Annotated in this window: 21 protein-coding genes; 8 read left to right on the top strand and 13 right to left on the bottom strand. The window is 72.6% G+C overall.

Annotation, left to right across the window (positions count from 1 at the left end; genetic code table 11):
- Positions 1–9: 9 nt before the first annotated feature.
- From ACWCHM_RS13650 to ACWCHM_RS13680, 7 genes are all read right to left on the bottom strand, one after another.
- Entirely contained in the window at positions 10–1215 is a 1206-nt protein-coding gene (locus ACWCHM_RS13650) for an LLM class flavin-dependent oxidoreductase (RefSeq protein ID WP_204960236.1), read from the bottom strand.
- Positions 1216–1231: 16 nt separating this feature from the next.
- Positions 1232–2866 carry a dipeptide ABC transporter ATP-binding protein gene (locus ACWCHM_RS13655; protein WP_454222650.1) on the bottom strand — a complete coding sequence of 545 codons (1635 nt, stop codon included), beginning with the start codon at positions 2864–2866 and terminating at the stop codon, positions 1232–1234.
- Complete coding sequence (locus ACWCHM_RS13660; RefSeq protein ID WP_454222651.1) at positions 2866–3759, bottom strand: ABC transporter permease; 894 nt, start codon at positions 3757–3759, stop codon at positions 2866–2868. Before ACWCHM_RS13660 ends, ACWCHM_RS13655 begins: the two co-directional genes overlap by 1 nt.
- Positions 3760–3761: 2 nt before the next feature.
- Complete coding sequence (locus ACWCHM_RS13665) at positions 3762–4691, bottom strand: ABC transporter permease (protein ID WP_281898052.1); 930 nt, start codon at positions 4689–4691, stop codon at positions 3762–3764.
- A complete protein-coding gene (locus tag ACWCHM_RS13670) occupies positions 4688–6319 on the bottom strand; it encodes an ABC transporter substrate-binding protein (RefSeq protein ID WP_454222652.1) in 1632 nt (543 codons plus the stop codon). Before ACWCHM_RS13670 ends, ACWCHM_RS13665 begins: the two co-directional genes overlap by 4 nt.
- Positions 6320–6690: 371 nt before the next feature.
- On the bottom strand, positions 6691–7230 hold the full coding sequence (locus ACWCHM_RS13675; RefSeq protein ID WP_204960240.1) for a flavin reductase family protein: 540 nt from the start codon (positions 7228–7230) through the stop codon (positions 6691–6693).
- A gap of 400 nt (positions 7231–7630) precedes the next feature.
- Complete coding sequence (locus ACWCHM_RS13680; protein WP_281898056.1) at positions 7631–8461, bottom strand: alpha/beta fold hydrolase; 831 nt, start codon at positions 8459–8461, stop codon at positions 7631–7633.
- 74 nt (positions 8462–8535) lie between these two features.
- Here ACWCHM_RS13680 and ACWCHM_RS13685 point away from each other — a divergent pair, with 74 nt between their 5' ends.
- A complete protein-coding gene (locus ACWCHM_RS13685) occupies positions 8536–9573 on the top strand; it encodes a sigma-70 family RNA polymerase sigma factor (protein ID WP_454222655.1) in 1038 nt (345 codons plus the stop codon).
- A 108-nt stretch (positions 9574–9681) separates the two neighbouring features.
- Here the strand turns inward: ACWCHM_RS13685 and ACWCHM_RS13690 are convergent, their stop codons facing one another.
- The gene (locus ACWCHM_RS13690; protein WP_454222656.1) at positions 9682–11019 is read right to left on the bottom strand and encodes a glycoside hydrolase family 43 protein; all 1338 of its coding nucleotides are present in this window, start codon (positions 11017–11019) and stop codon (positions 9682–9684) included.
- A gap of 80 nt (positions 11020–11099) precedes the next feature.
- On the opposite strand from ACWCHM_RS13690, the gene ACWCHM_RS13695 reads away from it, so the two are divergent.
- Positions 11100–12281: an ROK family protein gene (locus tag ACWCHM_RS13695; protein WP_204960243.1), complete on the top strand. Its 1182-nt coding sequence runs from the start codon at positions 11100–11102 to the stop codon at positions 12279–12281.
- Between the two features lie 114 nt (positions 12282–12395).
- On the opposite strand, the gene ACWCHM_RS13700 is transcribed toward ACWCHM_RS13695, so the two are convergent.
- Positions 12396–12806, bottom strand: a complete 411-nt coding sequence (locus ACWCHM_RS13700; RefSeq protein WP_421488532.1) for a RidA family protein — start codon at positions 12804–12806, stop codon at positions 12396–12398.
- A 71-nt stretch (positions 12807–12877) separates the two neighbouring features.
- Here ACWCHM_RS13700 and ACWCHM_RS13705 point away from each other — a divergent pair, with 71 nt between their 5' ends.
- A complete protein-coding gene (locus tag ACWCHM_RS13705) occupies positions 12878–13252 on the top strand; it encodes a winged helix-turn-helix transcriptional regulator (protein WP_454222657.1) in 375 nt (124 codons plus the stop codon).
- 37 nt (positions 13253–13289) lie between these two features.
- Here the strand turns inward: ACWCHM_RS13705 and ACWCHM_RS13710 are convergent, their stop codons facing one another.
- Both ACWCHM_RS13710 and ACWCHM_RS13715 read right to left on the bottom strand, forming a co-directional pair.
- Positions 13290–13463 (bottom strand): hypothetical protein, encoded by a 174-nt coding sequence (locus ACWCHM_RS13710; RefSeq protein ID WP_454222658.1) that lies wholly within the window; start codon positions 13461–13463, stop codon positions 13290–13292.
- Positions 13460–13678: a flavin reductase gene (locus ACWCHM_RS13715; protein ID WP_454222659.1), complete on the bottom strand. Its 219-nt coding sequence runs from the start codon at positions 13676–13678 to the stop codon at positions 13460–13462. The genes ACWCHM_RS13710 and ACWCHM_RS13715 overlap by 4 nt, the downstream gene beginning before the upstream one ends.
- A gap of 438 nt (positions 13679–14116) precedes the next feature.
- Between ACWCHM_RS13715 and ACWCHM_RS13720 the strand changes: the two genes are divergently transcribed.
- Together ACWCHM_RS13720 and ACWCHM_RS13725 are read left to right on the top strand one after the other, a co-directional pair.
- A complete protein-coding gene (locus ACWCHM_RS13720; protein WP_454222660.1) occupies positions 14117–14353 on the top strand; it encodes a winged helix-turn-helix domain-containing protein in 237 nt (78 codons plus the stop codon).
- 184 nt (positions 14354–14537) lie between these two features.
- Positions 14538–15389, top strand: a complete 852-nt coding sequence (locus ACWCHM_RS13725; protein ID WP_454222661.1) for a hypothetical protein — start codon at positions 14538–14540, stop codon at positions 15387–15389.
- 123 nt (positions 15390–15512) lie between these two features.
- Here the strand turns inward: ACWCHM_RS13725 and metH are convergent, their stop codons facing one another.
- On the bottom strand, positions 15513–19016 hold the full coding sequence (gene metH, locus ACWCHM_RS13730) for a methionine synthase (RefSeq protein ID WP_454223078.1): 3504 nt from the start codon (positions 19014–19016) through the stop codon (positions 15513–15515).
- Between the two features lie 270 nt (positions 19017–19286).
- Between metH and ACWCHM_RS13735 the strand changes: the two genes are divergently transcribed.
- Together ACWCHM_RS13735 and ACWCHM_RS13740 are read left to right on the top strand one after the other, a co-directional pair.
- Positions 19287–20156 carry a PAC2 family protein gene (locus ACWCHM_RS13735; RefSeq protein WP_204960248.1) on the top strand — a complete coding sequence of 290 codons (870 nt, stop codon included), beginning with the start codon at positions 19287–19289 and terminating at the stop codon, positions 20154–20156.
- Between the two features lie 114 nt (positions 20157–20270).
- Positions 20271–21062, top strand: a complete 792-nt coding sequence (locus tag ACWCHM_RS13740) for a GntR family transcriptional regulator (protein WP_204960249.1) — start codon at positions 20271–20273, stop codon at positions 21060–21062.
- 200 nt (positions 21063–21262) lie between these two features.
- Here the strand turns inward: ACWCHM_RS13740 and ACWCHM_RS13745 are convergent, their stop codons facing one another.
- On the bottom strand, positions 21263–22081 hold the full coding sequence (locus ACWCHM_RS13745) for a LysE family transporter (protein ID WP_454222662.1): 819 nt from the start codon (positions 22079–22081) through the stop codon (positions 21263–21265).
- A gap of 68 nt (positions 22082–22149) precedes the next feature.
- Between ACWCHM_RS13745 and ACWCHM_RS13750 the strand changes: the two genes are divergently transcribed.
- A complete protein-coding gene (locus ACWCHM_RS13750; protein WP_454222663.1) occupies positions 22150–22590 on the top strand; it encodes an Lrp/AsnC family transcriptional regulator in 441 nt (146 codons plus the stop codon).
- Positions 22591–22604 lie beyond the last annotated feature (14 nt).

A 22604-nucleotide genomic window follows, 5' to 3' on the forward strand; every position in this document is an offset into this window, starting at 1 on the left:
CTCCGGGGGTCAGCGGGGGCCCGCGACGGCGTACCGGTTGGCCGGGCGGGGCAGCCCGAGCAGGTCGCGCAGCGTGCCACCGGGGTAGCCGGCGCGGAACAGGCCCCGGTCCCGCAGCGCGGGCACCACCGCCCGGGTGATCATGGTCAGGTCGTCGGGCAGCACGGCGGGACGCAGCCGGAACCCGTCCACCCCGGCCCGCCGCCACGCGGCGAGCAGGTCGGCGAGCTGCGCGGGGCTGCCGGTGAAGGTGGCCGCGTCACAGGTGTGCGCCGTCCCGTGCAGCTCGTCCAGCCGGTCCCGACGCCGTCGGGCCGCCGCCGGGGTGTCGTCGAGCAGCACCTGCAGGTCGGCGAGGATCCGCAGGGGCGGCCCGCCGCGGCCGATGGTCTCCTCGACGGCCCGGACCTCGGCGACGACGGTCTCGGCGTGCGCGGCGTCGGTGGGGGTGACGAACACGACGTCGGCGTGCCGGGCGGCGAACGTGTACGGCACCGTCGCGTGGGCCAGCACGGCGACCACCGGTTGCCCCTGCGGTGGCCGGGGAACGATCGACGGGCCCTTGACCGAGAACCACCGGCCGGTGAAGTCGGTGTAGTGCAGCCGGTCCCGGTCGATGAACCGGCCGGTCGGGGCGTCCCGGATCTCCGCGTCGTCCTGCCAGCTGTCCCAGAGCCGGCGGACCACCTCGACGGCGTCGGCGGCCTCGGCGAACAGGTCACCGACGAGTCGTGCCCGCTCGGGTTCGGCCAGTCGGGTCGGGTCCGGCGGCAGCTCCCGCCGACCGAAGTGCCCGGCCTCGGCCCGGTGGGCGGAGATCCGGGGCCGCCAGCCGGCCCGGCCGCCGCTGACGTGGTCGAGGGTGGCCACCGCGGTCGAAACGTGGAACGGCTCGGTGTGGGTGACGCTGGTGGTCGGGACCAGCCCGATGTGCCGGGTCAGCGGGGCGATCCGGGCCGCGACCAGCAGCGCGTCGAGCCGGCCCCGGAGCTGGTCGACCCGGCCGTCCGGCCCGTCGGGCAGGGACGACTGGAGGTCCAGCGAGTCCTCGATGGTGACCAGGTCCAGCGCGGCCTGTTCGGCCTGCCCGACCAGGGCGGCCCACCAGCGGGGGAACAGCGGTGCCGCCGGGTCGGCGTGGGACAGCCGCCAGGCGGCGGGATGCCAGCCGAGGCCGTCGAGGGCGACGGCCAGGTGCAGGGTGGGTTCGGGCATGGGTTCTCCTCCTCGGTCAGCCGGCGGTGACCAGCGTGGGCAGCGCGTCGAGCAGGGACCGGGTGTGGTCGTGCCGGGGGTAGCTGAAGACGTCGCCGACGGGGCCCTGCTCGACTACCGCGCCGTCGTGCAGCACCAGCACCCGGTCGGCGAGGTGGTGCACCACGCCCAGGTCGTGGGAGATGAACAGCAGGGCGGTGCCGTCGGCGGCCCGCAGGTCGGCCAGCAGGTCGAGGACCTGGGCCTGGACGCGGACGTCGAGGGCGGAGACCGGTTCGTCGCAGATGATCAGGCTGGGCCGGGGGGCGACGGCGCGGGCGATGGCGACCCGTTGCCGTTGCCCGCCGGACAGCGACCGGGGGTGCCGGTGCAGCAGGTCCGGGCCGAGGCCGACCCGGCGCAGCAGGGCGACCACCCGGTCGGTGCGGTCCGGCCCGGGGTCGAGGTTCTCGGCGACGAGCCGACCCACGGTGTACCGGGGGTCGAAGGAGCCCAGCGGGTCCTGGGAGATCAGTTGCAGTCGGCGGCGCAGCGGCCGGCGGGCCCGCTCCGGCACCCCGGACCACCGGGTCGACTCGAAGGTGACGGTGCCGGCGTCGGCGGCGAGCAGGCCGGCGACGAGCCGGGCGACGGTGCTCTTGCCGGACCCGGACTCACCGACCAGCCCCAGCGTCTCGCCCCGGGCCACGCTGAACGACACGTCCCGCACGACGGTGTGCGGGCCGTACCGTCGGGTCAGGCCGACCGCGTCGAGCACGGTGTCGTCCGGGCGGACGGCGGGCCGCGCCGGCAGCGGGGTCCGCGCCAGTGCCGGCACCGCGCAGCCGTCGCGGACCCGGGCCGGTTCGCTGAGCCGACGTCCCCGGGACGAGGCCGACGGCACCGCCGCGAGCAACTGCCGGGTGTACGGGTGCTGCGGCGCCTGCAACAGCCGGCCGGTCGGCCCCTCTTCGACGATCCGGCCGTCGCGCATCACCAGGACCCGGTCGGCCACCTGGGCGACCACCGCCAGGTCGTGGCTGATCAGCAGCAGACCGACCCCGGTGGCCCGGCGTTCGGCGAGCAGCCGCAGGATCTGCGCCTGCACGGTGACGTCCAGCGCGGTGGTCGGTTCGTCGGCGACGAGCAGCACGGGTTCCCCGGCGATCGCCGAGGCGATCAGCGCCCGCTGCCGCAACCCGCCGGAGAGCTGGTGCGGGTACTGTCGGGCCCGCCGGGCGGGTTCGGGCACGTGCACCTGGTCGAGGAGGTGGGTGACCCGGCCGGCGCGTTCCCGCCGGCCGACGATGTCGTGCGCGGCGAGCACCTCGCCGATCTCCGCACCGACGGTACGCAGCGGGTCGAGGGAGACCAGCGCGTCCTGCACCACCAGCCCGGCGAGCCGGCCGCGCACCCGCCGCCAGTCCCGGGGCCGGTAGCCCCGCACGTCCCGGCCGGCGAGGTCGAGCCGGCCGGCGCGGACCCGGGCGTCGACGCCGGCCAGACCGACCAGGGCACGGGCGGTGACGCTCTTGCCCGAGCCGGACTCCCCCACGAGGGCGACGCACTCGCCGGCCCCGACGGTGAGGTCGATGCCCCGGACCGCCGCCACCGGGCCGGTCGGCGTGTCGAAGGTGACGTGCAGGTCCTCGACGGCGAGCAGCGGGCCCATCAGGGACGCCGCCCGTCGAAGCGGGCCTGCCAGTGCCGACCGACGACGGTCAGCGCGACCACCGTCGCGGTGACCGCCGCACCGGGCAGCACCGTCATCCACCAGGCCACCTGGAGGTAGTTGCGCCCTTCGGAGAGCATCGCGCCCCACTCCGGCGACGGTGGTTGCGGGCCGAGGCCGAGGAAGCTGAGCCCGGCGGCGGCCAGCACCGCCTCGCCGAGCCCGATCACGGCGAGCACCGGCACCGGACCGACCACGTTGGGCAGCACGTGCCGCCACACCAGCCGGGGACGGGACAGGCCGAAGCTGACCGCCTGTTCGACGTAGTCGGCCCGGCGGACCAGCCGGGTCTGCCCGCGTACCACCCGGGCGTGGTGCGGGAGGGTGGCGATGCCGATGGCGACGACCAGGCTGGCGGTGCCGGGGCCGGTGACCGTGATGAACAGCAACGCAAGCAGCAGCAGCGGGAACGCCGACAACGCGTCGAAGGACCGGCTGAGCGTCTCGTCGGCGAACCGGTGGGCCAGTCCGGCGAGCAGCCCGAGCAGCACCCCGCCGGTGACCGCGATCCCGGTCGCGGCGAGGCCGATGGTCAGCGAGTGCCCCGCGCCGTGCACCACCCTGGTCCACACGTCCCGGCCGAGTTGGTCGGTGCCGAACCAGTGCGCCGGGTCGGGGGCGGCGAGCGTGGCGCGCGGGTCGGCGGCGAGCGGGTCACCGGGGGCCAGCAGCGCCGGGAGGACCGCCGCGACGACCAGCAGGACGAGGTACGCCCCGGCGACGAGCAGGCCGGGTCGAGGCCGGGTGCGGCGTCGGCCGGCGGGGGTGGGCGGGTCGGTGGCGAGCGGGACCGCCGCGCCGGCGGTGGGCGTGGGCCCCAGGGTGACGGTCATCGTCAGCTCCTTCGCAGGCGCGGGTCGACGAGCAGGCAGGTCAGGTCGGCGGCGGTGTTGACCAGCACGTAGACGGCGGCGGAGAGCGTCACCACGGCCAGCACCACCGGCATGTCCTTGCTGGTCACCGCGCTCAGGGTGACCTGGCCGAGGCCGGGGCGGCCGAACACCTGCTCGACGATGACCGCGCCGCCGAGCAAGACGCCGAACAGCCAACCGGCGAGGGTGACCGCCGGCAGCAGCGCGTGCCGCAGGGCGTGGCGCAGCAGCACCGTCCGTTCCCGTGTCCCCCGGGCACGGGCGGTCAGCACGAACGGCTCGTCCAGCGCCCGGTCCAGGCCGTCGCGGAGCACCTGGGCGAGCAGGCCGGCGATGGGCAGGGCGAGGGTGAGCGCCGGCAGCGCCAGGGCGGCGGGCCCCCGGTCGCCGGCGACGGGGAACAGCCCGTACCGGAAGGAGAGCACGCTGAGCAGCACGATGCCGATGAGGAACGGCGGGGTCGAGACCAGCAGCAGCTCGGCTGCGGAGCTGACCCGGCGCGGCCACCGCCGGCGACGGCCTGTGGTGCCGACCGCCACCACCACGGCCAGCAGCACCCCGAGGCCGGCGGCAGCGACGGCGAGCGTCGCGGTAGGGGCGAGCTGCTCGCCGATGACCTCGGCGACCGGGCGTTGCAGCAGGTAGGAGCGGCCCAGGTCACCCCCGGCCAACCGCCACAGGTAGTCGAGGTACTGCACGGCCGGCGGCCGGTCCAGACCCCACTCGGTGATGATCTGGGCCCGGATCTGCGGGGTGTCCGCGCCGTCGCCCACGATGCTGTCCACGGTGTTCCCGGGCGCGGCCAGCAGTGCCAGGTAGGCGGTGGTGGCGGCGGCCCACAGCACGACGAGTCCGGCGGCGACCCGACGGGCCACCGCCCGCAGCAGGCTCACCGCGCGATCCACAGGTCGTACGCGCTGGCCGGCACCCCGGCGGTGGGCTCGAACCGCACCCCGCCGACGGCGGTGCTGGCGGCGATCTGGTCGGCCGGGGCGTAGAGCGGCAGGGCGAGCGCCTGCCCGGCGACGACCCGCTGTTGCAGGGCGGCGTAGCTCTCGGCCCGCCGCGCGGGGTCGGTGGCGGCCTGCCCGGCCTCCAGGAGCCGGTCGAGCTGCGGGTCGGCGACCCGGGTGCGGTTGATGCCGCCGGCGGAGTGCAGCAGCAGGTTCAGCGCCGCCCCGGCGTCGGTGTCGGCGCGGGAGTTGTCGAAGACCTCGTACTCGTTGCGGTCGAACGCCTGCCGGGCGGTGCCCTGGTCGACCACGGAGACCTTCAGGTCGATGCCGGCGCTCTGTTTCACCGCCGCCTGCACGGCCTGGGCGAGCACGTCGCGGCGGTCGCGCACGTACGGGGCGGCCTGCACCAGCCGTACGGTGAGCCGCCGGCCGCCGCGGGTGCGGTAGCCGTCGGCGTCGCGGCCGGTCCAGCCGGCCTGGTCGAGCAGGCGGTTGGCCTTGGCGGCGTCCCCGCCGTAGCTGCCCTCCAGCCGCTTGTCGTAGAGCGGGCTGGACGGGCTGACCACGCTCCACGCCCGGGTCGCGGTGTCCCGGTAGACCGAGGCCAGCACGGTGTCGACGTCGAGGGCCTCCCGGAACGCCTGCCGGACCCGCAGGTCGTCGAACGGTGCGTGGGAGACGTTCAGGTAGTACGTGTAGGCGGAGCCGGAGTTCAGCTCGCGGGTCAGCCGCAGCCGCGGGTTGCCGGTGATCAGTGGCTGGTCGGTGGCGGGCACCCCCTCGATGAGCTGCACCTGCTGTGCGGTGAGGGCACCGACCCGGACCGCGGACTCTTTGAGGAACCGGTAGGTGATCTCGTCGAGGTGGGCGGGGCCGGTGTGGGTGGCGGTGGGCGGGGCCCAGTCGTAGCCGGGGTTGCGCCGGTAGTGCAGTTCCTGACCAGGGACGTAGCGGTCGAGCACGAACGGTCCGGTGCCGACGACGTCGACGCCGCCGGCCTTGAGGTTCCTGGCCTCCCGCAGCGACCTCGGGGACACCTGGGCGCCCTGCGGGGAGGCGAGGAAGTCGAGGATGAGCACGTCGGGGGCGGTCAGGGTGAGCCGTACGGTGTGCGGGTCGACGACCTCGACGGCCTTGAGGTGGCGCAGTTGCACGGCGGCGACGGCGGGGGCGTACCCGGGTTCGCGGAGTTTGTCGAGGTTGGCCTTGACGGCGGCGGCGTCGAACGGGGTGCCGTCGGTGAAGGTCACTCCGGTGCGCAGCGGGAGGGTGTAGGTCAGGCCGTCGGGGGTGATCTGCCAGCCGGTCGCCAGCCAGGGCACGGGTCGGCCCTGCGCATCGTAGGTGAGCAGTGACTCGAAGCTGTTCCAGACCAGCAGGCGGGCCTTGGCCTGCGCGTACTGGTGCGGGTTGAGGGTGATCGGTTCGGTCTCGACGGCCCAGGTGAGCGCGCCGCCGGGGCGGGGTCGCCCGGCGGCCTCGGCGGCCGGGGTGGTGGCGGTGGCGCAGCCGGCGAGGGCGAGCACGGCGGCGACGGCAAGGGTCCGCAGGGGGCGGACGGGCATGGCGGGTTCTCCTGTCCAGGCAGGCGATCGGGTACGCCGACACCCGGCCGGGCGCGGGGCGCGGGCCGGTGCGGTGTCGGGAAGGGTGCGGCGGTCAGCTCGGCGGTGAGCCCCACCTCGACGGGCCGGGGTGGCGCGTCGGGTCCGGGTGTGGGTGCCGGGTCAGGCCAGACAGGAACTCGACCACACCCGACCGAAGTCGATGTGGCCGCGGATCGTCAGCCGCAGCTCGCTGGACATGGGTCGAGTCCACCTCGGGGTGCCGGAGGTGTCAACGGAACACGGGACGGATGTCGGCTATCGCACCGAGGGGTGTCGATCCGTTGACGCAATACCTACTAAGGCTATAGGATTTACATAGATTGCGTCCGTCAGGCGGCGGGACGGCGGGTGACGCCCTCCGGGCCGCCGGCCAGGCCGGTGTAGCGGCCCCGGTGGTAGAGCAACGGCGACCCCACGTCGGCGTGCCGGATCAGCTCCGGCTCGGCGAGCACGATCGCGTGGTCGCCGACCGGCACCCGCTCGACCACCCGGCAGAGCAGCCAGGCCAGGGTATCGTCGAGGATCGGCACCCCCTCCGGCCCGGCCTGCCACCGGGTCGGCGCGGCGAACCGGTCGATGCCGCTGGTCGCGAACGTACGCGCCAGGTCCTGCTGGTGGTGGGCGAGCAGGTGCACCGCCACGTGCCGGCTGCGGGCCACCGTGGGCCAGCTCGACGCCCCGAGGTTCAGGCAGAACGAGACGATCGGCGGGGCCAGCGACACCGAGGTGAACGAGGTCGCGGTGAAGCCGACCGCCGGGGCACCGGGGGCGGTGACCACCACGACCGTGCTGGCCTGGTGGCGCAGCAGCGTACGTAGGGTGTCGGCGTCGGCCTCGACCGGCGGTGGACGATGGTCGGAGTCGGTCATCGCAGGGGCTCCCGCACGGGGGTCGAAGGGTCACGGCGGCACGGCGGACGCCGCGCGGGCCTACGGAATCGTCCCTGCCGGCGGCGGCGGCGGTCGGCAGCGCGATGCGGCGACCGCAGCGGGTCAGGCGGCGGGGGACGGCCCGGGACACCGCTGGGCGGCGACCCGCATCAGGTCGACGACCCGGCGGGAGGTGAACAGCCGGACGAGCAGCACCGGACCAGTTTCCTATCGAATCGATAGGATTTCAAGCCCCCGTCCCACGTAGGCTCCTCCCCCACTGACCCCGGGGTCAGGACCGGCGGAACGCCCGTGCTCCGCCGGCTGTCGCGCATCGGTCGCCGCCACCGCGACCGTCCCCCTACCCGGACCACCCCGGCCGCCCGCCGTCACCCCACCGTCACCCGGCGATGACCTCCCGCAGCCGGACGGCGAAGCCGGCCGGGTCGTCGGTGAAGCCGATGTGCCCGCCGGGGAACATGGTGGGCGGCACGCCCAGCGCGGCGGCCAGCGCACGGGAGCTGCGGTCGCACAGCTCTCCGGCCGACTCCTCACCGAGGCCGACCAGCACCCGGGTCGGGCCGGCGCGCAGGGCGGTGACGTCCGGCTGGTAGCGGGTCGTGCCGCGCAGCGTGTGCAGGTACTGGTAGCGCTCGTCGGCGGCGTCCTGCGGGTCCGGCTCGTGGCCGAACATGCCCTGGACCATCTCCTCGGGCATGACGATGTTGGCGGTGGCGAGGAACTTCCGCCAGGCGCCCAGCCGGTCCCCCCGCCGGTAGGTGGCGATCATGTCGTCCTCCCGGGCCAGGAGTTCGTCGCGGTCGTCGAGCAGCAGCACCAGCGGCGGCTCGTGGGCGATCACGGTGTGCGCCACCTGCGGATGCCCCTGGGCGAGCGCCAGCACGGTGACCGCGCCGCCGCTGGACCCGAGCACCGTCGCCGGGCCGGCGTCGAGGTGGGCCAGCAGCCGGGCCAGGTCGTCGGCGCGCAGTTCGGGCGTGGAGTCCTGCTGCGGGTCGTGCAGCCGGCTGCGGCGGATACCGCGCGGGTCGGTGGTGAGCACGGTGTGGTCGGTGGCGAGCAGGTCGGCCAGCGGGGCGAACGCACGGGCGTCCATCGGGGCGGCGACCAGCGCTACCAGGGGACCCTGGCCGCGTACCTCGAAGTGCAGGGTCCCGTCGGGGACGGCCAGGGTGGCGGTGGTCACCGGAACGGTCGTGGAACTACTCATGGTCGGGTCCTCCGGGTCGTGACGTGCGGCTCCTACCCGATGCAGACTCCCAGCGTGGGGCAGAATCGTCGGTCGTGAGCAGGATTCTTGCCGAGATCACGGCCGACGACCATGCCGCGACGCTGACCCGGGCCCGGGGCGGGGACGACGCCGCGTTCACCGCGCTGGTCGCGCCGTTGCGGCCGGAACTGCACGCGCACTGCTACCGGATGCTCGGTTCCCCGCACGACGCCGACGACGCGCTGCAGGAGGCCCTGCTGCGGGCCTGGCGCTCGCTGCCCCGGTTCGAGGGGCGCAGCTCCCTGCGGACCTGGCTCTACACCGTCGCCACCCGCACCTGCCTGGACCTGGCCACCGGCCGGGGGCGGCGGGCGTTGCCCGTCGACCTGGGGCCGGCCAGCGAGCACGCCGTGCCGGGCAGCGTCGCCGCCGACCACGTCCGGTGGCTCGGTCCCTACCCCGACGCCGCCCTGGCCGCCGGCCCCGCCGCCCCGGAGGCCCGCTACGAGCAGCGCGAGGCCGTCGAGCTGGCGTTCGTCACCGCGCTGCAACACCTGCCCGGCAACCAGCGCGCCGCGCTGCTGCTGTTCGACGTGCTCGGCTTCACCGCCGCCGAGATCGCCGCCATGATGGGCACCTCCACCGGCTCGGTCAACTCGGCGCTGGCGCGGGCCCGCCGGGTCGTCGCCGAGCGGGTGCCGGCCCGCAGCCAGCAGCAGACCCTGCGCACGCTCGGCGACGCCCGGCTGCGCGCGGTCGCCGCCGGCTATGCCGCCGCGCTGGAGAACGGCGACGCCGATGCCCTGGTGGCCCTGCTCACCGAGGACGTCACCTGGTCGATGCCACCCCTGCCGAACTGGTACGCCGGCCGCGCCGCGGTGCTGGACTTCGCGCGGGCGATACCGTTGGGCAGTTGTGGCAGGTGGCGGCACGTGCCGGTGGCGGCCAACGGCCAGCCGGCGGTGGCCAACTACCTGCGCGCGGGCGACTCCGGCCCGTACCTGCCGTGGTCGATCACGGTGCTGACGGTGCGCGACGGCCGGATCGCCCAGCTCGTGTCGTTCCTGGACGGCACGCTGTTCCGGACGTTCGGCCTGCCGGCCACCCGCTGAGCCCGCGCCACCCGCTGAGCCCGGCCGGCCGAAGAGCCCGCGCCACCCGATGGGCCCGCGCCGGCCGGTGGGCGTGCGGCACGTCCGCCGGCCGGCGCGTCGGACCGCTCAGGCCAGCGGCGTGGTGAGGGTGAACGAGGCGTCGCCGGCGAAGGTGCTGCCGGCGGCGTACGGGTCGACCCGCAGCACGTAGTCGTAGTGGCGCAGGTAGCGGCCGGGGTGGTTCCACGACTCGAACGAGTAGCTGCCACCCCCGGCCAGCCCGGTACGGCTGCAGAAGGTGGCGTCCCCGGCGAAGACGGCGCTGCCGTCGTTGCCGGCGAGCCGCATCGTGAAGTCCCAGTGCCGCAGGTAGGAGCCATTGACCGCGCGGAACGAGTAGCAGGAGGCGTTGGCGAGCCCGGCGACGATCTGGAAGGTGGCGTCCTGCCGGTCAGCCAGCGCGCTGCCGCTGCTCAGCACGTCGATGCGGGCGACGTTGTCACGGTGACGGACGTAGCGGTCGGGGAAGTTCGCCGAGCGCAGCGAGCGGCTGCCGGTGGGCGGTGCGGAGTTGTCCCCGACGCTCTCCCGCAGCACGGTGAAGTGCCGCACCGTGCCGGACAGCCCGGCCAGTTCGGTCTTGCCGGTGAAGCCGTACAGGTCGCTGCTGTCGGCGGAGTAGTAGCGGCCGGCGCCGTACTGGTCGAAATAGATGCGCCAGCGGTTGTCGGGCAGCCGGACCAGGGCGGGACCCTCCAGGCCGGAGCCCCAGCCGGCCCAGTTGCCGGTGCCGACCCAGCTCCACGGGCCGGTCAGCGCGGGGGCGGTGGCGTGCTCGATGTACTTGGTGGTCTCGTTCTTCATGAAGTTGTGGTAGGTGCTGCCGACCTTGACGATGAAGCTGTCGATGTGGTTGGTGCCGATGCCGGCGAGCGCCGCCGGTGCGCTCCACGCCGACAGTGCGGCGTTCGTCGCGGTGATCCGGTACGGCTGGAACTGCCCGGCGGTGCCGGTCTGCGATACGGAGACGACGATGTGCACGCTGCCGTCGCTGTCGACGAACCACTCGGGGGCCCAGGTGCTGCCGTTGGCCGGCGCGACGCCGATGGTGACGTTGCGCTGGAACGTCCAGGTCAGGTAGTCGCTGCTGCGGGCGATGCCGATGGTGTTGCCGGTCCAGCCGGTGGTGTAGACGAGGTAGTAGTAGCCGTCGGTGTGCCGGATGACGCTCGGGTCGCGGACCAGCCCGGACGGCGGGGTGTAGGCGTTGGCCCGCTGGAGGGTAAACCGGCTGGCGTCGGCCGAGTCGTAGACGTACATGTTGGATTCGCTGCTGTTGGTGAACGCGGTCATCAGATAGTGCGGGACCGGCCCGGCGGCGTTGGCCCGCGCCGGTACGGCGACCAGCAGGCCGCCGAGCACGCAGAGCACCGCCGCCAGGGCGCCGTAGCGGAGACGTCCCATCGACACACCTCTCTCTATAAATCGATGGTTGTCATCCTGCACTATTGCCAACGGTTTTCGTAAGTGTTGCGATAAGCCCCATGGCCCGGACCTCACGCGACATCCGTTCCGCCAACCGGCTCACCGTCGTCCAGCAGGTCGTCGCCGCCGGCACCACCAGCCGGCAACGCCTCGCCGTAGACACCGGGCTCAGCCTCGGCACCGTCGCCACCCTGGTCGCCGAACTCACCGACCTCGGGCTGCTCACCGAGGCCGGCCAGGAGGACTCCGGTGGCGGGCGACCGCGCGGCCTGGTCGCCGCCGACCCGCACGGCGGCCTGCTCGTCGGCGTCGACGTCGCCGAGACGTACGTGCACGTCGACCTCTTCGACACCACGCTGACCCGGCTGGCCGGAGCCGAGGAGGCGCTACGCCCCCTGGAACGCCGCCCCCACCAGGTGGTCCGGCACATCGTCAGCGGCATCGACACCGTCCTGGCCGGCACCGGGGCCCGGGTGCTCGGCGTCGGGGTCAGCGTCCCCGGCCAGGTCGACCGGGAGGGCGGCGTGTCGGTGTTCGCGCCCAACTGGAACTGGCACGACGTACCGCTGCGGGACCTGCTCGCCGACCACCTGCCGCTGCCGCTGCACCTGGACAACCCGCTGCGCGCGGCGGTGCTCGCCGAACTGTGGGCCGGGGCCGCCCGGGGCCGCGACGACGTCGCCGTGATCAACCTGGGCACCGGCGTCGGCGCGGGCCTCGCCTTCGGCGGCACCCTCTACCGGGGCAGCAGCAACAGCGCCGGGGAGTGGGGGCACACCACCCTGGTCCTCGACGGCCGGCTGTGCCGGTGCGGCAGCCGGGGCTGCGTCGAGGCGTACGTCGGCGCGCCCGGCATCATGCAGACCCTGCGCGACCTTGCCCCGACCAGCCCGCTGCTGCACCCCGAGGACCAGACCGCCACCCTCGACGCCCTCGCCGCCGCACTGGCCGCCGACGACCCCACCGCCGCGAAGGTGGTCGCCGAGACCGCCCGCTACCTCGGCGTCGCCGTCGCCGACCTGGTCAACCTGCTCAACCCGGAGGTCATCGTGCTCAGCAGCTGGGTCGCCGACCGGCTCGGTGACCGGCTGCGCGACGAGGTCCGCGCCGTGGTCGCCCAGCACGCGCTGCGCCGCCCGCTCGCCGCCACCGGGATCGTCCGCTCCCCCGTCGCCGGAAACCCGGTCAGCCTCGGCGCGGCCACCCTCGCCCTGGAGGGCTTCCTCACCCAGGGCCGCTGAGCCCGCGCCAGCCCGGCCTGGCCTGGCCTGACGGGCGCAATATCGGCGATCCAGCGGTATCGGACCGCTCGGATACCGCTGGATCGCCGATACAGGTAGTGCCGGGCCGGGACCTCAGTCCAGGATCGCCGTCGCCTCGACCTCGACGAGAACGTCGGGCTCGAAGAGATAGTCGACGCCGATGAGCGACGACGGCGGCAACGGCTGCGGCAGGCCGAGTTCCCCCGCGACATCCGCCACCCCGGCCATGAAGTCACCGATCCGCTCCGGCGACCAGTTCGTCACGTAGAACGTCAGGCGCACGACGTCGGCGAAGCCCGCGCCGGCACCGGCCAGCCCGTACCCCGTGTTGCGCAGCGCCTGGGCGACCTGGCCCCGCAGGTCGCCGACGGCGACCGGCCGGCCGGCCTCGTCGCGGCTGATCTGTCCGGCCACGTGGACGTGGCGCGACCCCGACGCGACCGCGACGTGGTGGTAGGGAACGGGCTGCATCATGCCCGGCGCGGAGAAAAGCTGAACACCCATCTGAGTTCCTCCCTCGTTGGTATCTCATGGATACCTGGTGCTCCGAGGACACTTCAACGAGACTAGGTGTCATGCCGGAAACCACACCCCTGCCGTCGGAAGCCCTCCAGATCACCCCGCCGCACCGCGAGCTGCTGGACCAGGTGCTCGACAAGTGGTCGTTGGAGGTGCTCAACCAGCTCTGCGAACGGCCCTGCCGGTTCAACGAGCTGCGCCACGCCATCCCCGCCGTGTCCCAGAAGTCACTGAGCGCCACCCTGCGCCGACTCGAACGCAACGGCATCGTCGCCCGCCACGTCCTGTCGTCACGGCCGGTCGCCGTCGAGTACCGCATCACCCCGCTGGGCAAGACGCTCCGGCACCCGGTCGACGTCCTGCTCGACTGGGCCGGGCGGCACCTGCCCGCGATCGAGGCCGCCCGACGGACGTACGACGAGACGACCTGACCGGCGCGCGGCCGTGTCGCCTCTCCCGAGTGCCGCCTCAGACCAGGCGCTGGAGACGTACCTTCGGATGCTCGTTCCGGAGATGGCCCTCCTTGTGCTGGCGGACCTCCTCGTTCCACATCTCCTGGTCGTAGTCCGGGTCCGGCGGGACCCACCGGTGCGAACCGTCGCTGTAGTGGTACTTCTCGTCGCCGCGTCGCAGGATGCTCATCGGGTCCAACCGAGAAAGCGGTGGTGCAGCCGGCCGGCGGGAAGCACGGCAAGGTCCCGGCCGGCGGCGACGAGCTGGGCAGCCAGGTACAGCGCGAGGGCCACCCGGGCGTCCCGGTACTCGGCCAGTAGCTGCCGGCGAGCCGGCCCACAGGGCCAGTCGGTGCCGCAGCCGCCGCAGGTCCAGGCCGGCGGGACCGGGTGATGGTTCGTCACCGGGGATCGTCGCGATCGGGCCAGTGGCCACGGTTGATCGGGATGCGGTGCCGGCTGGAGCAGGGCAGGTCAGCACCGCAGCGGCAGACCCACCGCCAGCGCCGCCAGGAAAAGGCCGGCCGGTGCCGGCGGGCGAGCGTCAACGCCACCGCCGCGACATACCCGTCGTACGAGACGCGCCTCGTCGGTTCACCCATTCACGTACGCCAGGACCCGGCGCATCGGATCGCTGGTGGTGAGCACCCCGACCTCCTCTAGCTGCAGCTTCTGAAGGCGTGGATGCCCGGTCACGAGAGGCACCGCGCATCCACGCCGGCGAGGACGGCCCACAGTGCCAACCGAAGGAATCGACCTCCCAAGCAACCTCCCATAGGTACCGTTGGGTAGTCAAGGGCGGACATAGGTGGTCTACTCGTGTTGCCAACCGAGGGGAACCACGTGCCACCGCGCTACCGCTACGAGCAGATCGCCGACGACCTCGCCGAACGCATCGCCGCCGGCGAGTTCCCGCCGGGCGGCAAGCTACCCAGCCGACGAGAGTTGATCGAGCACTACGGGGTCACCGAGCCCGTGATCGACCGGGCGATGCAGGTGCTACGGATCAAGGGGATGACCGAAACCCTGCCGGGCGTAGGCGTCTTCGTCGCCGAACAGCCCCCGGCAAGCAGGCCATGAACAGGCAGCTACCACCTCGATGAGCGGCCGGAGGCTACGACCACAGCCTCACCATTCCCCCGCCGACTGATCGCGACATCCCAACCGAACTATGGCACCACAGACGGATCGCGATCCCGAGGGTTAGCACGGTTCGACACATTTACCATTGTGCCCTCGACTGATTTCGATGTAGCGTCGCTCCATGACGGCCGATGACAGTCGGAGCACTCTCCAGTCACCCGAATTGGAGAGGAAGATCCTCTCCTGGCTGACAAGCCAAGGCTATCCCCTGGAGATGCGGTTGGCGCAAGCTCTGCAGAGAGTATCCCACGTCACGCAGTCCGACTTTTATTTCGATCCCGACCACGGAGTCCGACGCGAAATTGATGTCGTTGCACGCTCAAGGCCCTGGCATTCCGAAGACGGGCAGACGTGGTTCGATTTCAACCTGTGCATCGAAGCGAAAGGATCGCCCGAAAAACCATGGATCCTCTTCTGCGGCGACCGGGATCCGCTGCATCCGGTGGCCTCGGTCTACCAGCGACACCGGTCTCCTGCCACGCGTCACTGGTGGAGAACTCTTGCCCATGACGCCGCGATACAGCAACTCCCGTTGTTTGCGATAGAGGAAAACCCCGGCTACGGTATGGTACGCGCCACATTCTCGTCATCACAACGCGAGGACGTGGCATATGCGGCCGTGCTGGGAGCAGCCAAGGCAAGCGCCGCACTAGTTACCCGGACCGACGTCGCGCCACCCCTATCAAAAATCCACGTGCTGGCCCAGCCGATCGTGTTCGTCGATGCACCATTGTTCAAGTGCAGCCTTGACGACGCTGGTCATCCACAATTATCCAGAGTTAATAGGGGTACCCTCGTATGGCGCAACTCCGTGGGAGGCTTCATAGGCCACACGATCGTTCTCGTCGTCTCGGAGGCCGGCCTGACGTCACTGGTGGACGACTTTCAAGAGACGACAACCAAACTGGGCGACTGGCTTACGCAGAACGCCGCGTCGGTCCAAGCCATGACCACCGAGATCGCTGATCAGTGACGCGGACCGGTCACTCCGACGAAGGCATGATCGAGTAAATCGGAGTCTCTTCGGGAGCCCGAACCGCCGCCGTAAGAGCGCACGGCGTTCCGCCGCAAGATAGCGCTCCTGCGGTGGTCATGATTACTTGGCGTTGAAGTAGTTGGCCTCCGGGTGGTGCACCACGATCGCGTCGGTGGCCTGCTCCGGCACCAGCTGGAACTCCTCCGACAACTGCACGCCGATCCGCTCCGCCCCCAGCAGATCCACCATCTTCGCCCGGTCCTCCAGGTCCGGGCAGGCCGGGTAGCCGAACGCGTACCGGCAGCCCCGGTAGTCGTTGCGCAGCAGGCCGGCCAGGTCGGTCGGGTCGCCGGTGGCGACCGTGCCGCCGCCCGGCAGGGTCAGCTCGGAGCGGATCCGCCGGTGCCAGTACTCGGCGAGCGCCTCGGTGAGCTGCACGGACAACCCGTGCACCTCCAGGTAGTCGCGGTACTCGTTGGCGGCGAACATCTTCGCGGTGTACTCGCTGATCGGCTGGCCGACGGTGACCAGCTGCAACGCCACCACGTCGAGCCCGTCGCCCTTGGGCCGGAAGAAGTCGGCCAGGCAGAGCCGCCGTTCCTGCCGCTGCCGGGGGAACGAGAACCGGGCCCGCTCGCTGGCGCCGTTCTCATCCAGCACCACCAGGTCGTTGCCCTCGGAGTACGCCGGGAAGTAGCCGTACACCACGGCCGCCTCCAACACCTGGTCGGCGATGAGCCGGTCCAACCAGTACCGCAGCCGGGGCCGCCCCTCGGTCTCCACCAGTTCCTCGTACGACGGGCCCTGGCCGCCCCGCGACCCGCGCAGCCCCCACTGGCCGAGGAAGGTGGCCCGCTCGTCCAGCAGGGACGCGTAGTCGGCCAGCGGCACCCCCTTGACCACCCGGGTGCCGAAGAACGGCGGGGTAGGCACGGCCACGTCGGTCGCCACGTCGGAGCGCACCGAGGCGTCGTCCAGCTCCGGCAGTGCCTCGGTGACCATGGCGCGCTGCTTCTCCCGGCGGGCCCGTCGGGCCGCCAGGGCCGCCTCCCGTTCCGGGTCGATCACGGGTGCGCCGCCACGCTTGGCGGTCATCACCCGGTCCATCAGGGCCAACCCCTCGAAGGCGTCCCGCGCGTAGTGCACCTGGCCGGGGAACATCGCCCGCAGGTCGTCCTCCACATAGGCCCGGGTCAGCGCCGCCCCGCCCAGCAGCACCGGCCACCGCTCGGCGACCCCGCGCGACGCCATCTCGGCGAGGTTCTCCTTCATGATGACCGTGCTCTTGACCAGCAGCCCGGACATGCCGATCGCGTCGGCCCGGTGCTCCTCGGCGGCGTCGAGGATCGCGGTGATCGGCTGCTTGATGCCGATGTTGACGACCTCGTAGCCGTTGTTGGACAGGATGATGTCGACCAGGTTCTTGCCGATGTCGTGCACGTCGCCGCGCACGGTGGCCAGCACGATCCGGCCCTTGCCGCCGTCCTCGACGGCCTCCATGTGCGGCTCCAGGTAGGCCACCGCCGTCTTCATCACCTCGGCGGACTGGAGTACGAACGGCAACTGCATCTGCCCGGAGCCGAACAGCTCGCCGACGACCTTCATCCCGTCCAGCAGGATGTCGTTGATGATGGACAGCGGGGACCGGCCCTGCGCCATCGCGGCGTCCAGGTCGGCCTCCAGGCCGTTGCGCTCGCCGTCGATGATCCGCCGCTTGAGCCGCTCGTCCAGCGGCAGCCCGGCCAGTTCCTCGGCCCGGGTGGCCCGCGCCGACGCGGCGTCGACACCCTCGAACGCCTCGATGAACCGCTGCACCGGGTCGTAGCCCTCGCGCCGCCGGTCGTAGATCAGGTCGAGGGCGACCTCGCGCTGCGCCTCGGGGATCTTGGACATCGGCAGGATCTTGCTGGCGTGCACGATCGCCGAGGTCAGCCCGGCCTGCACACACTCGTGCAGGAACACCGAGTTGAGCACCTGCCGGGCCGCCGGGTTGAGCCCGAACGAGACGTTCGAGATGCCCAGGGTGAAGTTGACCCCCGGGTAGCGGGCGGCGATCTCCCGGATCGCCTCGATCGTCTCGATGCCGTCCCGGCGGGTCTCCTCCTGGCCGGTGGCGATCGGGAAGGTCAGCGCGTCGATGAGGATGTCCGACCGGTCCATCCCCCAACGCCCGGTCAGGTCGTCGATCAGCCGGGCCGCCACCCGGACCTTCCACTCCCGGGTACGGGCCTGACCCTCCTCGTCGATGAGCAGCGCCACCACGGCCGCACCGTGTTCGGCGATCACCGGCATCACCCGCGCGTAGCGGGAGTCGGGGCCGTCGCCGTCCTCGAAGTTGACCGAGTTGACCACGCACCGCCCGCCGAGCATCTCCAACCCGGCCTCGATCACCGCCGGCTCGGTGGAGTCCAGCATGATCGGCAGGGTGGACGCGGTGGCGAACCGGCCGGCCAACTCCCGCATGTCCTGCGTGCCGTCCCGGCCGACGTAGTCGACACACAGGTCCAGCAGGTGCGAGCCGTCGCGGGCCTGGCTGCGGGCCACCTCCACGCACGCCTGCCAGTCGGCGGCGAGCATCGACTCGCGGAACGCCTTGGAGCCGTTGGCGTTGGTCCGCTCCCCCACCATCAGCACCGAGGCGTCCTGGGCGAACGGCACCGGGTGGTAGATCGACGAGACGCCCGCCTCGTGCCGGGGCTCGCGCGGCACCGGGGTCGCACCGTGCAGCCGCTCGGCCAACGCCCGGATGTGCTCCGGGGTGGTGCCGCAGCAGCCGCCGATCAGCCCCACGCCGTAGTCGGCGACGAACCGTTCGAGGGCGTCGGCCAGCTCCACCGGGGTCAGCGGGAAGTACGCCCCGTCGGCGGTCAGCACCGGCAGGCCGGCGTTCGGCATCACCGACAGCGGGATCCGGGAGTGCTGCGACAGGTAGCGCAGGTGCTCGCCCATCTCGGCCGGGCCGGTCGAGCAGTTGAGCCCGATCAGGTCCACCCCGAGCGGCTCGATGGCCGCGAGCGCCGCCCCGATCTCGCTGCCCACGAGCATGGTGCCGGTGGTCTCCACCGCCACGTGGCAGATGATCGGTACCTGCTGGCCCAGCTCGGCCATCGCCCGCTTCGACCCGACCACGGCCGCCTTGACCTGCAACAGGTCCTGGCAGGTCTCGATGATCAGCGCGTCCGACCCACCGGCGATCAGTCCGGCGGCATTTTCCTGGTACGCGTCGCGCAACGTCGCGTACGGGGCGTGGCCGAGGGTGGGCAGCTTGGTGCCGGGGCCGATCGAGCCGAGCACGAACCGCGGGCGCTCCGCCGTGGCGTACGCGTCGGCGGCCTCCCGGGCGATCCGCGCGCCGGCCTCGGACAGCTCCCGGATGCGCTGCGGGATGTCGTACTCGGCGAGGTTGGCGAGGTTGGCGCCGAATGTGTTCGTCTCGACGCAGTCCGCGCCGGCCGCCAGGTACTCCTCGTGCACGCCGCGCACCACGTCGGGCCGGGTCACGTTGAGGATCTCGTTGCAGCCCTCCAGCCCTTCGAAGTCGTCGAGGCTCAGATCGGCTGCTTGCAGCATTGTCCCCATCGCCCCGTCGGCGATAAGGATCCGGTCGGCCAGCACATCCCGCAACGAAGTCCGCACAGGTTCAGGTTAGTGCGAGGATTCCGACGATTGTCGACGCCCGACCCCGTCCCACTATGTGTCGATCCGCTCACCGGGTCGGTTCGTACCGGTTCGGGGCCGGGTGGATCGGCGGACCGGCGCGGCCGACGGGCCACGCGCCGCGCCGGGACGTAGGCTTGCGGACGTGAAGGACATCAGGGACGCCACCGTGCACGGCGGGCGGATGACCGGGCCGACCCCCGGCACCGTCGGCGACGAGCGGGGCGAGGTGACGGCGTGACCGAGTTCGACGGGCTGCCGGTGCTGCGGTCCCCGGTGGCGATCGCCGCCTTCGAGGGCTGGAACGACGCCGCGGACGCCTCCACCGCCGCCGTGGAACACCTGGAACAGGTCTGGCAGGCCCGCCAGATCACCGAGATCGACCCGGAGGAGTTCTACGACTTCCAGGTCAGCCGCCCCACGATCACGATGTCCGACGGCGAGACCCGCCGGGTGGAGTGGCCCACCACGAAGTTCGTGGTGGCCAGCCCCGAGGGCACCGACCGCGACGTGGTGCTGATCCGGGGCATCGAGCCGAGCATGCGCTGGCGCACGTTCTGCGAGCAGGTGCTGGAGATCTGCCACAGCCTGGAGGTCGAACGGGTGGTGCTGCTCGGCGCGTTGCTGGCCGACGTGCCGTACACCAGGCCGTTGCCGATCAGCGGCAGCGCCTCCGACGCCCAGGCCGCGCAGCGTTACCAGCTCACCCCCACCCGCTACGACGGGCCCACCGGGATCGTCGGTGTGCTCCAGGACGCCTGCACCCGGGCCGAGGTCGACGCGGTGTCGTTCTGGGTGCACGTGCCGCACTACGCCAACAACCCGCCCTGCCCCAAGGCGACCCTGGCCCTGCTGCACCGGGTCGAGGACGTGCTCGACCTGCCGGTGCCGATGGCCGACCTCGCCGAGGAGGCCGCCGAGTGGGAGCAGCGGGTGCGTGGCGCCGCCGAGCAGGACGCCGAGCTGGGCGAGTACGTGCGGGAGCTGGAGGAACGCGTCGGCGACGCGGGCATCACCCCGTTGACCGGTGACGAGATCGCCCAGGAGTTCGAGAAGTACCTGCGCCGCCGGGGCGGTTCCGCCGGCCCCACCGCCGGTTCCTGGTAGTCGTCCCCGTAGGGCCCCGGGCGTCGTGGCGTCCGGGGCCCTCGGCGTGTCCGGGGTGGCGTCGTCACCCCGTCTAGGGCATCCTAGGAACCTAGCTGTCAGGAGGAGGCGGGCGTGCAGATCAACCCGGGAGCCGCCGAGTTCCCGCACCGGCAGATCGCCGCGCAGCTCAAGGCCCAGGTGCGGCGGGGCGACTGGGGGCCGGGCGAGCGACTGCCGTCCATCCCGGCCATCGCCGAGATGTTCGGGGTAGCAAAGCAGACCGTGCAACGCGCCGTCGACCAGCTGCGGGTCGAGGGCATCCTGATCACCAAACCCGGCTCCGGTACGTACGTGCGGGGCACCCGGCGGCGGCTCAACCGGCTCTCCCGGGGCCGCTACGGTGGTTTCCGCGGCTACCACGCCGACCTCGCCGCGCGGTACCGCCAGCAGCTCGTCTCGGTCGGTCGGTCGCCCGCCCCACCCGAGGTGGCCGACGCGTTCGGGGTCGCCGACGGCACCGAGCTGCTCTGCCGCCGACACCTGGTACGCACCGACGAGTCCCCGGTGGAGGTGGGCGCGTCCTGGTTCCTGCCGAAGGACACCGCCGGCACCTCCCTGGAGCGGGCCGAGGCGTTCGGCCGACCGCTCTACCAGGAGGCCGAGGAAGCCACCGGCCGGCGGTACACCACCGCCGCCGACACCATCAGCGCCCGCCAGCCCAGCCGGGAGGAGGCCGAGACGCTCCAGATCCGCCCCGACACGCCGGTGCTGCACCTGCTGCACGTCGCCTACGACGCCCACCGCAAGCCGATCGAGGTCGCCCAGGCCACCTGGCCCGGCCCGATGACCACGCTGACCGAGGAGTACCAGGTTCCCGCCCCCGCGCCGGACCCCGACCCCGACCCCGGACTGGTCCTCGGCTGAGCCCGACCGGGCACCGCCCGCCCTCCGGTCCGGCCCCCGTCCCGGTCCGGTCCTGTCCCGGTCCGGTCCTGTCTCGGTCCGGCCCCGTCCCGGTCCAGCCCTCGCACAGGGGCTGGGCCGCACAGGGGCTGGGCCGCACCGTACAACGGCGGCGGCACGGCCGGCGGGACGGCACCGGGCGCAAGGGGGTCGGCCGCGCCTCAGGTGAGCGCGGTGACCACGATGACGGTCGCTCCGAGCGCGACGACGATCAGGGAGGCGACCACCCCGAGCAGGTCGGCGACCCGTACGGGGACGGTGGCACCGAGGGCCGCGCCGATCGTGGCGAGCCCGGTCTGCCAGAGCAGGGAGGCCAGCCCGGCGGCGACGACGAACACCCCGGGCCCCGTCCAGCTGCCCGGCACGGCGTTCACCGTCCCGGCCAGGGCGAAGAAGTACACCAGGGTCAACGGGTTGACCGCGGTGAGGAGCACGAAGCGGACGTAGACCGGTCCGGCCGCGGTCCGGGCCGGACGTTGCCCGCCGGTGCCGTCCCGCTCGACTCCGCCGCCGCTACCGTCCCGCCGGGCCCCGCCGGTGCCGTGCCGCTCGGCACCGGCCCCACCGGTGAGCTCCCCCTCGGCACCAGCCCCGCCGGTGGGTTTCCGCCCGGCACCGGCCTTGCCGGTGGAATTCCCCTCGGCTCCGGCGGTGTCGGGGCCGGCCCCGGGGCGTGCCGGGGGGCGGCGCAGGGTGGCCAGTTGGTGGCAGCCCAGCCCGACGATCACCAGCCCGGACAGGTAGCGGGGGGCGTCCCCCCACGAGGCGATCACCGGCGCGAGCGCCGCCCCGGTCAGCAGCGCGCCGAGGCAGTAGAGGGTGTCGACGGTGGCGACCCCGAACGCGGCGGCCAGGCCACTGCGGTGGCCGCGCAGCATCCCCTCCCGGACGATCAACACCCCGATCGCCCCCAGTGGCATGGCCACCCCCAGTCCGGCGGCGAACCCGGCGACCGCCAGGAACACGATTCCATCAGCCATCCGCCGAGTCTGGGGCACCCCGCCGGGTGCGACCGACAGATGAGCGGTGCCGACGTACGATTGTTGGTGTGGACCGTCTGGACGAGCAGATTCTCGGCATCCTCCAGGAAAATGCGAGGTGTTCGTTCAGTGAGATCGGTCGACGGGTGGGCCTGAGCACGAACGCCACCGCTGCCCGGGTCCGCCGGTTGGAAGCCGACGGCGTCATCCTCGGGTACACCGTCGTCACCGGCCACGAGACGCCGGAACTCCGGGGCGGGTTGGAGGTGCTCATCGACGTACGCCTCGACGTCGGGACCGACTACGAGACGTTCGTCGACGCCATCGCCCCGATCGAGCAGATCGTCGACGCGGTGCACATGACCGGGCCGTACGACTACCTGCTGCGGGCCCGGCTGCGGGACACCGCCGCCCTGGACACGTTGCTGCGTCGACTCAAAAAGAGCTGCGGCGTGGTGCAGACCCAAACCCGGGTCGCCCTACGCCCACCCACCCCCCACCCCCGCTAACCCCTTACCCCCAC

Source organism: Micromonospora sp. SCSIO 07396, from assembly GCF_053667945.1.

What these genes read in the sequence shown, in the direction of transcription:
- ACWCHM_RS13700 (WP_421488532.1), bottom strand. Translation starts at nt 12,806, where the DNA reads ATGGGTGTTCAGCTTTTCTCCGCGCCGGGCATGATGCAGCCCGTTCCC.
- ACWCHM_RS13675 (WP_204960240.1), bottom strand. Translation starts at nt 7,230, where the DNA reads ATGACCGACTCCGACCATCGTCCACCGCCGGTCGAGGCCGACGCCGAC.
- ACWCHM_RS13695 (WP_204960243.1), top strand. Translation starts at nt 11,100, where the DNA reads ATGGCCCGGACCTCACGCGACATCCGTTCCGCCAACCGGCTCACCGTC.
- ACWCHM_RS13650 (WP_204960236.1), bottom strand. Translation starts at nt 1,215, where the DNA reads ATGCCCGAACCCACCCTGCACCTGGCCGTCGCCCTCGACGGCCTCGGC.
- ACWCHM_RS13680 (WP_281898056.1), bottom strand. Translation starts at nt 8,461, where the DNA reads ATGAGTAGTTCCACGACCGTTCCGGTGACCACCGCCACCCTGGCCGTC.
- ACWCHM_RS13655 (WP_454222650.1), bottom strand. Translation starts at nt 2,866, where the DNA reads ATGGGCCCGCTGCTCGCCGTCGAGGACCTGCACGTCACCTTCGACACG.
- ACWCHM_RS13660 (WP_454222651.1), bottom strand. Translation starts at nt 3,759, where the DNA reads ATGACCGTCACCCTGGGGCCCACGCCCACCGCCGGCGCGGCGGTCCCG.
- ACWCHM_RS13670 (WP_454222652.1), bottom strand. Translation starts at nt 6,319, where the DNA reads ATGCCCGTCCGCCCCCTGCGGACCCTTGCCGTCGCCGCCGTGCTCGCC.
- ACWCHM_RS13705 (WP_454222657.1), top strand. Translation starts at nt 12,878, where the DNA reads ATGCCGGAAACCACACCCCTGCCGTCGGAAGCCCTCCAGATCACCCCG.
- ACWCHM_RS13745 (WP_454222662.1), bottom strand. Translation starts at nt 22,081, where the DNA reads ATGGCTGATGGAATCGTGTTCCTGGCGGTCGCCGGGTTCGCCGCCGGA.
- ACWCHM_RS13725 (WP_454222661.1), top strand. Translation starts at nt 14,538, where the DNA reads ATGACGGCCGATGACAGTCGGAGCACTCTCCAGTCACCCGAATTGGAG.
- ACWCHM_RS13710 (WP_454222658.1), bottom strand. Translation starts at nt 13,463, where the DNA reads ATGAGCATCCTGCGACGCGGCGACGAGAAGTACCACTACAGCGACGGT.
- ACWCHM_RS13690 (WP_454222656.1), bottom strand. Translation starts at nt 11,019, where the DNA reads ATGGGACGTCTCCGCTACGGCGCCCTGGCGGCGGTGCTCTGCGTGCTC.